Below are 12,616 nucleotides of genomic sequence, written 5' to 3'. Positions count from 1 at the left end.
TGCTACGACCCCGCCATTCACGAAGCCAACGGGAAGACCAACACATCCGCCGAGGTGCCCTTGGCGGCATAGAGGTTGACTCAGGAAACTCATGCTGGCACCCCCTCGGCGCGGGCGCGGTAGGAGCGGACCGCGCTCAGCAGGACGTCGCGCAAGAGCACGGACTCTGCGACCGTGTCGACGCGGTTGCAGTCCATCCATTCCTGCCACACATACTCCAGGGCCAAGTAGCCCGCGAATCCCTGTCGGTGCAGGGCGGACACGATCGGCGTCCAGGCGATCGCGTCCTCGCTGACCGCGACCTGCAGCCGTCCCGGGCGTCCGGGACGGCACTGAAGATGTCGAGCGTGCGTCAGCAACGGTTCGATCTCCGTCTGCGGGACACCCGCGTACACGTAGTGGGCCGGGTCGAGGGTGATGCGTAGTCCTGGGACGCTCTCCAGCAGGCGGAGGGTCTTTTCCGGCGTGTCGATGAGGGAGCCCGTGTGCGGCTCCACGGACAGCTCCAGACCGCGCGAGGCGGCCAGCTCGACGCGGCGGCTGAGACCTTCGGCGGAGCGCGTCAGGGCCTCGCCGAAGGTCTCGTCGCCGAAGGGGACGCCGGGCAGCGTGGTGATCCCGGGCGCACCGACGTGCTGGGCGAATTCCACGGCATCGAGGAAGAATTCGAACGACCGGTCCTGCTGCGCCGGGTCCGGGTTGTTCACGGCCATGGTCTCGAAGTCGGTGTGCGGGATCGCGAACACGTCGGCGACCGCGAGTCCGCGCGATGTGACGCGCTCACGGGCGGCGCCGGCGGCGTAGGCGATCGCGCCGTGCTCCTGTTCGGGGCGTACGTGGGAACGCAGGGACATGAAGCCCAGGTCCACGGCGTCACAGCCGATGGCGCGGATCAGGTCCAGCGCGGCGGCGTGCGGCAGCAGGGGCCAGGTGTAGTCGGCGCATGACAGACGCATCAGTCTTCTCCGGGATCGTCAGCGGCCTTGCAGCGGATCGACGGCCTGGAATCCATTCCAGGCTGGAATCCTTTCCAGTACAGTGCCCGAGGTCTCCCCGTCGAGACAAGTCCACAGCCCCAGGAGTTGTTCAGATGCAGCGCGTGTGCTTTCGGATGGAGCTGATTCCCGGCCGTGAAGCGGAGTACCGGCGACGGCACGACGAGATCTGGCCGGAGCTCGTGGCCGAACTCCACTCCGCAGGGGTGCGCAACTACACCCTCTTCCGGCTGGACACCACGGTGATCGCGTATGCGGAGTGCCATCCCGATGCGGCCACGGCATTCGGCAAGGTGGCGAGCACCGAGGTGGACGCCCGGTGGTCGCGGTGGTTCAGGGATGTTCTTGTCTGCGATGCGGAGGGAGGTGTGACCCGAGCCGAGGCTACTGAGGTGTGGCATCTGGAATGAACCACCCTTCTGCGTCCTCCTCCAGTTCGTGCGTGGCGAGCGCGACGACGTCCGCCTCCAGCCAGGGCCGCAGCGGCAGCCGGTCGAGGTGCGCGACCAGAGCGGTCGCGTCCCTCGCCCGCCAGATCCCGACGTTGGCGCGCTGTCCGGGAATGCGCCATATCCGGGCGATGACACCCTCCTCGATCAGCAGGCGTCCGATGCGGCGTTCCTCGGCGATCAGCTCCGACAGCCGGGGATGGCGCCGCAGTTCGGGCCAGTCCTGCCGCAGAGTGACAAGAAACTCCATGTCAGTAGGCCAGCCAGCCGCCGCTGACGTTCAACGTCGCCGCGGTGATGAAGGACGCGCGTGCCGAGGCGAGGAAGAGCACGGCGGAAGCGACTTCCTGGGCCGTCCCGAGCCGCCCGAGGGGGGTGGCCGAGAGGATCGTGTCCAGGGCGTCGACTGCGAGATCGTCGGTGAGCATGGTGGTGTCGATGGCCCCGGGTGCGACCGTGTTGACGGTGATACCGGAGGGGCCGTAGGTGCGGGCGAGCCCACGGCACAAGGAGACGAGACCACCCTTGCTCGCCGCGTAGACGGCCGATCCGCCGTAGCCGCCGCTCCACCAGCCCTGGGACGCGGCCGCGATGAGCCGGCCTCCCGTCCCTTGGCGGGCCATCAGGTCGGCGGCCTCGCGCAGCAGGAAGAACGATGCCTTGAGGTTGACGTCGTGCTGCACGTCCCAGTCGGCCTCTGTGACCTGTGCGATGTCGCGTCGGCGGAGCACTCCTGCCAGATGCGCCACCACATCGAGCCCGCCGAGCGTTTCGGCCGCCGCTGTCACCAGGCGGACGCTCTCCGAGGTGTCGCGAAGATCGGCCGTCACCGAGGCCCGCGCGCCGAGGTCTTCGGACACGGTGGTGACATCGGAGACGACCACGGCGGCGCCGGCCGCGAGGAATGCCTCGGCGACGGCTGCGCCGATGCCGCCTGCCGCGCCGGTGACCAGTACCCGGGCGTCCTTGAGCCCGTCGTCCAGCAAGGAGTTCATGCGTCGAGCCGATGATGCGAGATGTAGTCCCAGTCCAGCTCCCAGCCGAGCCCCGGGCGGTCGGGGAGGATGAACTGGCCCTGCTCCAGCGGCGCCTTGTTGGTGACCAGGGTCCACCAGAAGGGGTCGCGGTCGGGATGGAAGCACTCGGCTTGCGTTCCGTGCGGAATGCTGGCCAGAAGGTGCGTACTCACCTGCGGTTCTTCGTGGTGCCCCATCTGGACGTCATAGCTGCTCGCGATCGCTGCGGTGCGCCGCCAGGCGGTCGGTCCGCCGGACCAGGAGGCGTCGAAGTTGCACACGTCGATAGACCCCGTTTCCATGAGGTCGCGGCAGCCGCTGGCGGACAGCTCGCTCTGCCCTGCGCATACGGGGATGCCGCCCATGAACCGTACGTCCCGCAACGCCCGTCGGTCGTTGTGCCACCGCACGGGTTCCTCGAACCACTGAATGTTCGCGCCGTCCAGGCGACGGGCCAGTTCGACTGCCTGGGGGACGGTGTAGCCCTGATTGGCGTCGATGCAGATCGTGAAGTCGGGGCCGGCTGCGGCACGCGCCCGCAGCACTCGTTCCGCGTCCTCGGCGGGACTCGCGCCCCCCACCTTGAACTTCATGCCCGCTAGGCCCAACGTCTCGCTGTAGTAGGCGATTTCCTCCTCGATCGGCCCCAGCGGCTCGCCGTAGTAGCCGCCGATGGCTGTCATGGGGATCCTGTCGCGGGTACCGCCCCACAGCCGCCACAGAGGCTGGCCGACGACCTTGCCGTAGGCGTCCCAGACCGCGGTGTCCAGCGCCGCGAGGGCCACGAGGCCCGTCCTGCGGTCCCGCAGGATGTCGAAGGTGGCGGGATACGCGGCTGCCCATGCCTTCTCGGTGGCGAGGACGTCGATTCCTGTCACCCGGGGGGCTATCTCGTTGAGCAGAGCGGCCTGGATCTCGCGTGCCCCCGCGTCCTCGTCTCCGACGTAGGCCTCGCCCGTGATTCCCGCGTCGGTGAGGACCCGGACGACCAGGGTGGCGCGGTGGGTCATCCGGTAGTAGCTACCGCGGAACTCGCGGGCCAGGGGGGCCCGGACGGGCACTGCTTCGATTGCGCGAATGTGCATGCCGGACGATGACGTCGGGTGGGTGTTCGCCGTGGACGGCGATGACACCTCCGTGGAGTCGAGCGCATTGGTCACCATTGTGGGCACCTCTCTCCTGGAATCGTTACCAGCGTTGCACTTGCCGATATGAATGGTCAACCTCCCGGGGGAGGTGAACCGCGTAACAGGTAAACATGTAGGTCAATGAGATCTTTCGACTGTCTTCAATCGAGATCTGCGTTCCGAGGGTTGACGTTTGGCTGAGATGGGACGGACAGTTCTCCTGGAATGCATTCCAGCCTGGAGTGCGGCGAGACCCATGTATGGCCCAGGCCGGCAGAGAGGTCGTTCTCATGAAGCCCCGAACACTTCACACAGCGGCGCTGACCAGCGCGGTCGCCATGCTGGCACTCGGCGCCTGTACGACAGGAAGACCCGGAGGTGGGCAAAGCCAGGAACCTCCCGGGAGCCCGGCCAACGTCGATCTGCAGGTCCCGAAGGGAGAGGCCGGGGCGGTCGACTTCCAGAAGGCCGAACCGGGGAGCGGCAAGGGCCTCAAGCTGGGCCTCATCGCACTCGACGAATCCACGCCCTTCTCCCAGCTGGTCAGCAACAGCGTCCGTGAGCAGGCCAAGATCGCAGGAGCTGAGCTGATCCTGTGTGACTCCAAGGGCGACGGCGCCACCGCTCTGGCCTGTGCCAAGAACTTCAAGGAACAAGGAGTGGACGGCTATCTCAACTTCCAGGCGGACTCGAAATCGGGCAACGCGATCTGCAAGGCCGGGCCGTCCGTTCCCGTGATCGCCATCGACATCCAGCAGGGCTCCTGCCAGACCTCCTTCATGGGAGCGAACAACGTGTTCGCGGGAGAGCTCGCCGGCAAGGCGCTCGGCACTTACGTGAAGAAGATGTTCGACTGCAAGTACGACGCCTACGTCTCGCTGGAGCAACGAGACGCCGGAGACGTCAACGAGGCTCGCATGGGCGGATACCGCAAGGGTTTCGAGTCGGTGTGCGGACCGGTCAAGAACCTCAGGACCGAGAACGCCTTCCGGATCGACCAGGCGCGCACCACGTTCAACGACGTGCTGACCACGCTGCCCGGGGCCCGGCGTATCGTCGTGGCCGCCATCAATGACGACGCTGTCGAAGGCGCCCTCGCCGCCGCCAAGACGGCAGGCCGTACGGGCGACTTGTATGTCTCGGGGCAGGGTGCGGACCCCTCCGCCTGGTGTGCGATCAAGGGCAACCCGCAGTGGGTCGGGGACACCGCCTACTTTCCCGAGCGCTACGGAGAGATCGGCGTTCCCTATCTCATCAAGGCGGTCGAGGGCGAGTCCATCCCGGACAAGCTGCTGATCCCGCACGTGATCATCAACCAGGCGAACATCAGCGACATCTACCGCCCGTCCTGCTGATCGGGAGTGTGCATCGATGCCTGTTCACCAAGCCCCGGCAGCCTCGGCTTTCGCCATGCGGGCGCGCGGCATTCGTAAGTCGTTCGGCGGCACAGAAGTGCTGCACGGAGTCGACGTCGACATCGTCGGTGGCCGTGTCCTCGCGCTGCTCGGCGAGAACGGTGCGGGAAAGTCCACCCTGGTCAGGACGATCGCCGGGGCCCATGCACCGGACGCGGGCACGCTGGAGTTCCACACCGCGGACGGCGCCAGCGACACAGTCTCCGCGCTCGCCCCCGTGTCCGCCCGCCGCCGGGGCATCCGCATGATCTTCCAGGAGCCGTCGGACGCTCCCGATCTGACCGTCGCCGAGAACATCAGCCTGGGGCACTGGCCCTCGACCCGAGGAGTGGTCAACTGGCGGAGACTGCGCCAGCGTGCACGAAACATCCTCGCCACCATGGGAGTTGACCTCGATCTCGACGCGAAGGTCGGGGCATTGCGTGTCGGCGAGCGGCAGATCGTGGAGATCGCCCGCGCACTGTCCGACGATGCCCGCTGTCTAGTGCTCGACGAGCCGACCGCCGCGCTGTCCGCCCCGGAGTGCGAGCGGCTGTTCGGATACGTCCGCCGCCTGCGGGCACGCGGTGTCGCACTCGTCTACATCACCCACCGTCTCGACGAGGTCGCCGAGATCGCCGACGACGTCGTGGTCCTGCGGGACGGCACAGTGGCGGTTGCGGGAACCACCGACGACTTAGCCCGGGCAGAGCTCGTCACGGCCATGGTGGGGCGTGACGTCGGGACGGTCTCCCGCCCCGCGTCCAGCAACGCCACTCTCGGCGAGCCGACCCTTGTCTTCGAAGGAGCCACGTCCCCGCCGTCGTTCGACGCTCTGGACCTGGTCGTGCGGGCGGGGGAGGTCGTCTGCCTGTACGGCAAGGTCGGCAGCGGAACCGCCGATGTCGCGGACGCCGTCTTCGGACGCCGTGAACTCAGCGCGGGAAGCGTTCGGGTACTCGGGCGTCCGCCTGCAGGCAGCCCGCGTCAGGCCGTCGCCCAGGGCGTCGGCTACCTGGCCGCCGATCGTCAGCGGGAGGGAGCACTGCTCACCCGCTCCATCGGGGAGAACCTCGTCGCACCGTCGTGGCCGCGGTTGAGTCGCATCGGTGTCGTCAACGCCGCACGTGAACAGAGCGCGTTCACACGGTGGAGCGAGGAACTCAACATCCGCGCTCCCGGTGGTGCCGGTCAGGCACTGGCCAGCCTCTCCGGAGGCAATCAGCAGAAGGTTCTGCTCGCGCGATGGTTCGAGCGCGGCTCGTCCCTGCTCGCGCTTGTCGAACCCACCCGTGGCGTGGACGTCGGCGCCCGGGCCGACATCTACGCCGCGCTGCGTCGCATGGCCGCCGAGGGAGCGGCGATTGTCGTCGCCACCAGCGACTACGAAGAGGTCGTCCAACTCGCCGACCGGGCGGTGGTCATGGTTCGCGGGCGCGTCACCTGTGAGCTCAGTGGACGTCAGATCACCACGGAGTCCCTGACAGACGCCGCCGGCGGTTGAGGACGCACACCACGTCAGGAGAAGTCCCCATGGGCAACGTGACACAGAGCAAGACATCCCCAAAGAGCGCCGAAGGCCCCGCGCACGGTCCCGACCAGCAACCGGGGCAGCAGCGTCGACGGCGCCGGACCATGCCCGAACTCGCGGCCCTGCTGACGATGCTCGTCGCCCTGGTCCTGTTCTTCTCGCTGCAGTCGCCGCAGTTCTTGACCCAGGGCAACATCCTCAACCTGCTCACCGCCATCGCCGTGACAGGCATCATCGCGATACCCGGCACGATGCTGCTGATCGCCGGTCAGGTCGACCTCTCGGTGGGCAGCGGCGCCGCCTTCTGCGGCGTGATGATGGCGAGCATCGCCCAGGAACAGATCATTCTCGTGGCTGTTCTCGCCGCCGCAGGCATCGGAATCCTGATCGGCCTGGTCAACGGTGTGCTCGTCACGGTCTTCCGGGTCAACGCGCTCATCGCGACCCTCGGCATGATGGCGGTACTGCGCGGCCTGACCCATGTCAACGCGGACGGAGGGACCATCGCGCTGGCGAACTTCTCCGGACTCGGCACGGCTCGGCCCGTACTGAACATCCCGCTGCCGGTCCTGCTTCTGGTGGCCCTGGCCGTCATCGCGGCCCTGCTGATGCGCTACACAGTCTTCGGACGGTCCTTGTACGCCTCGGGATCCAACCCTGTGGCGGCCCGACTGGTCGGTGTGCGAGGCAACAGGACGATCGTCTGGGCGTTCGTCGCCAGCGGGCTGAGCGTCGCCCTGTCCGGACTCGTCCTGACATCCCAGCTCTCCGCGGCATCACCCAACAGTGCCACCGGCCTCGAACTGACCGTGGTGACCGCGATCGTCCTCGGCGGGGCCAGCCTCGGCGGCGGCAGGGGCACCATCCAGGGCACCCTGGTGGGCCTCCTGATCATCGGAGTCGTCAACAACGGCCTGACCCTGATGAACGTGAACAGTTTCTACCAGCAAGTGGCCAGTGGCAGCCTGCTCATCCTCGCCGTCGGTTTCGACCAGCTCCGACTCCGTCTCGCGAAAGCGTAGAACCATCCCGGCACTACACCGCAGAAAGGAGTCATCACCATGGGCAAGCTACGCCTGGGCGTCATCGGCGCCGGATCATGGGCGATGGCAGCACATCTTCCGGCACTGGACGCACGCCGCCAGGACGTCGAGTTCGTCGGAGTATCCCGACAAGGCCACGAGGCGCTGGCCCGGGTCAAGGAGCGATTCGGCTTCGCCATGGCCAGCGAGGACTACCGGGACGTGCTCGATGCCGGCGTGGATGTTGTTGTCGTGGCCAGCCCGACAGCCCTGCATCATGAACACGCCTCTGCGGCAATCCAAGCCGGCGCCCACGTCCTGTGCGAGAAGCCCTACACGATCACCAGCAAACAGGCATGGGACGTGGTCGACACAGCCCGACGCCATGACCGCCACCTCGTCCTGTCCTTCGGCTGGAACCACTCCCCGATGATCAAGCGCCTCCGAGCGCTCCTGACAGCCCACGACATCGGCAGCGTCGAGCACCTCTCCGTCACCATGTCCTCGCAGACCCGCGAACTGCTCACCGACGCAGGAAGCTACCCGGACGCCAGCCCGGACACCGCCCCCGAGCAAGCGACATGGACCGATCCGGCGGTATCGGGAGGCGGTTACGGACAAGCCCAGCTCTCCCACGCCCTCGCCCTGGCCTTCGGACTCACCGGAGCCCGCGCGAACGGCGCGTTCGCCCTCACCTGGGCACGGCCCGGAGCCACGGTGGAACTGCACGACGCCATCACACTGTCCCTCACCGGCGGCGGCATCTGCAGCGTGGGAGGAGCCTCCGCCTACCTGGGAGCCGACGGCAACAAACATCACCTCACCGTCGAAGCCGTATGCACCCAGGGCCAGTTGGCCGTTGACGTCTTCCGCGAGCGCGCCTCCTTGTTCAGCCCGGCCACCGGCCAGATAGAACTTGCGGTCACCCCCGGCGAAGGAGCCTACGACGGGGCACGCCCGGTCAACAGCCTCCTCGACCTCGCACTGGGACACCGCGACGACAACCCGGCACCCGGCGAACTCGGCGCACGCACCGTCGAAGCACTGGAACTCGCCTACCGCAGCGCGACAAGCGGTCTCTTCGAAAGGTCCTGATGAAGATCACAAAGGTGGAGACGATTCCCGTCGCCTACCCCGAACCCAACGATGCCGACGCCGTACGCCACCTCCTGTTCGTCCGGATCGTGGGGGAAGACGGGCAGGTCGGCTGGGGCGAAGCCGTGACCATGTGGCGCGAAGCAACACGAGCGACGGCAATCCTCGTGGAAGCACTCGCCGACCTCGTCGTGGGCCGGGAACCGAGCGAGCGCGCACGGATCCACCAGGCGATGCAGCGCCACACCTGGTGGTACGGCAACGGAGGTCTGGCGTCCTTCGCTGTCTCAGCCCTGGACATCGCGTTGTGGGACCTGGCGGGCAAAGAGGCGGGCAGAAGCGTTCTCGACCTCCTCGGAGGCCCGGTGCACGAGCACGTCCCCGCACTCATCAGCTGCCACGCCACACAGAACGACCTCGATACCATGGCAGCCACCATGGCGAACTGGGTCGCAGAACAGGACGCGACGGGAATCAAAGTCGGCTTCGGGAAGCGCGGCGATGCCCACCTGGGAGTCGACGCGGAACGCGATCGGGCCTTCGTGGCAGCCCTGAGACGCGAGCTCGGCCCAGAACCGGCCATCATGATCGACATCGGAGCGACCATCCGCTGGGACGTGGACACGGCCATCCAACGCACCCGTGCCTTCGAGGAGTTCGGCATCGACTGGATCGAAGAGCCTCTCGGCGCGGACGATCCCGAGGGATACGCCGCACTCTGTGCGCACACCAAGACAAAGATCGCGTATGGCGAACGTGAATGGACGCCGCGGGGCGTGCAGCGCATCCTCGGGACCGGAACCGTGGACGTGGTCGGCGTCGACCCGGGACGCTGCGAGGGCATCAGCGGTTGGATGGCCGCCGCCGCCCATTGCAGCGCGGCCGGCTCCGAGATCAACGCTCACGCCTGGTCCAGTGCCGTCGTCTCGGCCGCGAGCCTCGCCCTGTCGTTCGCCTCCCCGCACTGTCGCCAGTTCGAGATCAAGCCGCTCGAGAATCCGATGCAGCACGAACTCGTGACGGAACCTGTCACACCGACAAAGGGCCGGTTCAACCCGCCTGCACGGCCCGGCCTCGGCATCGACATACACGAGAGAGTGCTCGACAGATACCGGATCAACTACTGAGCTCCTCCATGACGCGGTCGCCGGAGGCGCTGCCGCCGACAACACCCGTTTCGTTCTGGTGTTGACGCCTTCGGTGCGACCGTTGTGGTAGGGCAGGGTGAGGCCGGCGTCGGCGGCTGAGCGGTCCAGTTCGAGGCCGTTGGCGAAACTGTGCAGGTGAGGCAGGGCCGCGGCGCGGGTGACGGTGATCCACTCGGTGAGCTTCAGATCGTTGCCCTGGGCCGGTGTGAGCAGGGCGGCGAAGCCGCGTACGAGGTCGGCGAGTTCAGTCATCTCCGGGCAGGCCGCGGTGATCTTCTCCGGCAGGGTGGCCTCCTTCGGCCGCAGGTTCTCCGGATCGGTGAGGAGGAGCCGCGCGGCGCGGCGTGGGGTGGCGACGGGCCGGTCGCCGTCGGCGCGGCGCTGGTTGAGGTATGTGTGCAGGCTGTTGAGGCTGCCGGTGCAGCCGAGTTCCGTGATCTCGTGGAAGAGGTGGAGGACGGGGACGCCCGGCTCCTCGGTCCGGCGACGGCGCAGGTGTTCGCGGTAGGGGTCGACAAGAGTGGGCCGGTGCGCCGACGCGATGCGCAGACCGGTGGGCTCGGGCATGCGGGCGTAGCGTTTGACGGTGTTCAACGCGAGGCCGAGGCGGCGGGAGCAGTCCAGCAGGCCGGCGCCCTGGCCGAGCAGGGTGTGGGCCCTTGTTCCAGCGTTCACGGGTGGTCCGTTCGCGGATGCCGCCGGGCAGTGGCGGGTTGAGGACGGCAGCCCGGCAGCCGGCGTGGGCGCGAACCTCGGGGTGGACCTTGTCGCACAGGTTGCGCCACAGGTGTCGGCGGTCGCTGACCTGTACCGCGTCGGGCAGGGCGCGGCGGATGGCCTCGGCATGGGTGGCCGAGCCGTCCCGGCATACGACCTCGATGCCGGGATGCTTGCGCAGCCGGGCTTCCAGGGGATCGGCGTCCCGGCCGGGCAGGACCTCGATGCGCCGGCCGGTGACGGCATCGGTAATGATCGTGGCGTAGCGGTGACGGCGCCGCAGCGTGAAATCGTCCACGCCGATCACCCGCGGGACCGGCGCCCCGGGCACCGGCAGACGCCACAGCCACCTCAGCACGGTACTGCGGGAGACCGGCATGGCCGGCAGGTCGGCCAGCCGGGCGGCCGCCCGGCCGCATAACTCCCGTGCCACCGCGGCTATGCGCCTGGCCAGCCGCACCGGCCTGCGCCGATGACGCTCCAGCAGCCCGGGAACCTGCTCACGGAAGGTCTGCCGCGCACAGCCCAGCGCCGGACAGACCAGCCGCCGCACCTGCAGCCGGACGACGACCTGCCGGACGACGACCGGCACGTCCGCCGCCGTCCGGCCGTGATACCCGTACACCTTCATCGTCGGCATCCCGCACACCGGACACGGCACCGCGACACCCCGGGTACGGGCCGTGACCACCACCGCGTCCCCGCCGTCCGTAACCTCCGCCGGGAGTACGGTTGCCGGGGCGCACCAGACGTCTCACGGTGTCGCCAACAACGGTGGGCAGACTGGCGCGGGCGCGGGTTCGGTGCTGAGGTAAGGGCGCAGCACGTGCCGGGCGGCGAAGAAGGCCGCCTCCGCCAGCGGTGCGCCGGCGGTCGGTGCGAGGGTGAGGGACACCGGCAGCGGGCCTGGGGTGGGCAGTGGTGGCAGCGCCTCGGGGAGCAGCCGAGGCAGGGTCCTGGTATCCGGACTGTGGGCGGGCAGACAGGTCAGGCCCAGCCCGGCGGCGACCGCGGCCCGAAGACCGGGGACATCGGGGCCCTCATAGGCGAGGTGCCAGGGCTGGTCCTGGGCGGCGAGGACGGCAAGGACCTGCCGGCGCACGCTGCACGGCTCACCACAAAGCGCGATCGGTACGGAACCGGACGCGGGTGACGGGGGACTGCCGTACCAGGCGAGAGACACCGAGCCGACCGACCGGGATCCGAGTTCGTGAGGGTGGCGCAGGACCAGGGCGATGTCGAGTTCGCCGGCCGTCACGCGTGCCGCCAGCGGTTCGCTCAGGCCGGTGTGGACGATCGGTCGAGCCCACGGCATCAGGTTCATCATGACGGCGAGGAATTCCGGCAGGGCTTCTTCGAGGAACGAGGAGACGCCGATGCCGACGCCGATCGGGTGCTGGGCGGTGATCCGGTCAGTGGCCTCGTCGTTGAGGGCGATGAGGCGGCAGGCGTAGTGGTACAACTCCCGTCCCCTGGATGTGAGTTCCAGGCGGCGACCGGTGCTGGCGAACACGGGGCCACCCAAGAGCGACTCGAGGCGCCGTATGTGCTGGCTGACGGCGGGCTGGGTGAGGGACAGGGCCTGCGCCGCCCGCCGGAAGCCGCCCGTACGCATGATGGTGACGAGCGTGCGGAGCTGACCCACGTCCAGGTTGCGATGCACCGGTTCCCCCTTCTTGTCCAACCGGTCCTTCGCCCTCACGGGGGCGATCACATCCCCGACCACACGGCTTCCATGGCGGTCCACCTCGATTCCCGCGCATAGGGGAAATTCTTTTGCCGAATCTTTATTTGCCTGTCGGCAGTCGACCGCTTTTCGACCAATGCAGACTACAGGCGCTGGCGGCACCAAGGACCTGATTGCGTCGTGACGCTCCGTACGGAGTTATACGAGACTGACCGAAAAGCCACCACCAGGGAGACGGTGCAGGCTCGGTCGGGCGACGGCGAGGTCCCGTCCTATCGACCCGCGTTCGGCCGCCCGGATACAGGAGTGAAGGCTTCCACGCCAGGCGTGAAAACACTTACTGATCAGGGCGATAATAAATTGAAGTTTGCCCGTCTCTGTGATCGAAGTTAGTCTCATGGCAGTGGGCGGGATCGATTCAATGCGCGCCCAATA

At 67.8% G+C, this 12,616-nt stretch carries 11 protein-coding genes and 1 pseudogene; 6 read left to right on the top strand and 6 right to left on the bottom strand.

Going from position 1 to position 12,616, the window contains the following annotated elements:
• Positions 1–89 precede the first annotated feature (89 nt).
• A complete protein-coding gene (locus tag ACWEKM_RS31795; protein ID WP_451624722.1) occupies positions 90–956 on the bottom strand; it encodes a sugar phosphate isomerase/epimerase family protein in 867 nt (288 codons plus the stop codon).
• A 134-nt stretch (positions 957–1,090) separates the two neighbouring features.
• On the opposite strand from ACWEKM_RS31795, the gene ACWEKM_RS31790 reads away from it, so the two are divergent.
• On the top strand, positions 1,091–1,405 hold the full coding sequence (locus ACWEKM_RS31790; protein WP_451624721.1) for an L-rhamnose mutarotase: 315 nt from the start codon (positions 1,091–1,093) through the stop codon (positions 1,403–1,405).
• Here the strand turns inward: ACWEKM_RS31790 and ACWEKM_RS31785 are convergent.
• Genes ACWEKM_RS31785 through ACWEKM_RS31775 form a run of 3 tightly spaced genes read right to left on the bottom strand, consistent with a single transcriptional unit; the run spans position 1,380 to position 3,623 of the window.
• Positions 1,380–1,694 (bottom strand): muconolactone Delta-isomerase, encoded by a 315-nt coding sequence (locus ACWEKM_RS31785; protein WP_451624720.1) that lies wholly within the window; start codon positions 1,692–1,694, stop codon positions 1,380–1,382. The two genes, ACWEKM_RS31790 and ACWEKM_RS31785, sit on opposite strands and share 26 nt — an antisense overlap.
• A gap of 1 nt (position 1,695) precedes the next feature.
• Entirely contained in the window at positions 1,696–2,439 is a 744-nt protein-coding gene (locus ACWEKM_RS31780; RefSeq protein WP_451624719.1) for an SDR family NAD(P)-dependent oxidoreductase, read from the bottom strand.
• Positions 2,436–3,623, bottom strand: a complete 1,188-nt coding sequence (locus ACWEKM_RS31775; RefSeq protein ID WP_451624718.1) for a mandelate racemase/muconate lactonizing enzyme family protein — start codon at positions 3,621–3,623, stop codon at positions 2,436–2,438. The genes ACWEKM_RS31780 and ACWEKM_RS31775 overlap by 4 nt, the downstream gene beginning before the upstream one ends.
• A gap of 254 nt (positions 3,624–3,877) precedes the next feature.
• On the opposite strand from ACWEKM_RS31775, the gene ACWEKM_RS31770 reads away from it, so the two are divergent.
• From ACWEKM_RS31770 to ACWEKM_RS31750, 5 genes are read left to right on the top strand one after another with little or no spacing between them, the layout of a single operon-like run.
• Positions 3,878–4,942, top strand: coding sequence for a sugar ABC transporter substrate-binding protein (locus ACWEKM_RS31770; RefSeq protein WP_451624717.1), 1,065 nt, complete (start codon positions 3,878–3,880; stop codon positions 4,940–4,942).
• A gap of 16 nt (positions 4,943–4,958) precedes the next feature.
• The gene (locus tag ACWEKM_RS31765; protein ID WP_451624716.1) at positions 4,959–6,485 is read left to right on the top strand and encodes a sugar ABC transporter ATP-binding protein; all 1,527 of its coding nucleotides are present in this window, start codon (positions 4,959–4,961) and stop codon (positions 6,483–6,485) included.
• A gap of 29 nt (positions 6,486–6,514) precedes the next feature.
• The gene (locus ACWEKM_RS31760) at positions 6,515–7,534 is read left to right on the top strand and encodes an ABC transporter permease (RefSeq protein WP_451624715.1); all 1,020 of its coding nucleotides are present in this window, start codon (positions 6,515–6,517) and stop codon (positions 7,532–7,534) included.
• A 39-nt stretch (positions 7,535–7,573) separates the two neighbouring features.
• Complete coding sequence (locus tag ACWEKM_RS31755) at positions 7,574–8,629, top strand: Gfo/Idh/MocA family protein (protein ID WP_451624714.1); 1,056 nt, start codon at positions 7,574–7,576, stop codon at positions 8,627–8,629.
• Positions 8,629–9,756 carry a mandelate racemase/muconate lactonizing enzyme family protein gene (locus tag ACWEKM_RS31750; RefSeq protein WP_451624713.1) on the top strand — a complete coding sequence of 376 codons (1,128 nt, stop codon included), beginning with the start codon at positions 8,629–8,631 and terminating at the stop codon, positions 9,754–9,756. The genes ACWEKM_RS31755 and ACWEKM_RS31750 overlap by 1 nt, the downstream gene beginning before the upstream one ends.
• 39 nt (positions 9,757–9,795) lie before the next feature.
• Here the strand turns inward: ACWEKM_RS31750 and ACWEKM_RS31745 are convergent.
• Together ACWEKM_RS31745 and ACWEKM_RS31740 are read right to left on the bottom strand one after the other, a co-directional pair.
• Positions 9,796–11,212 (bottom strand): annotated as a pseudogene (locus ACWEKM_RS31745) (ISL3 family transposase); the annotation flags it as partial.
• Between the two features lie 36 nt (positions 11,213–11,248).
• Positions 11,249–12,196, bottom strand: a complete 948-nt coding sequence (locus ACWEKM_RS31740) for a LysR family transcriptional regulator (RefSeq protein ID WP_451624712.1) — start codon at positions 12,194–12,196, stop codon at positions 11,249–11,251.
• Positions 12,197–12,616 lie beyond the last annotated feature (420 nt).

It is taken from the genome of Streptomyces sp. NPDC004752 (assembly GCF_053601275.1).
Note: the sequence above shows the minus strand (reverse complement) of the source record. Positions and strands in the feature narration are given on the sequence as shown.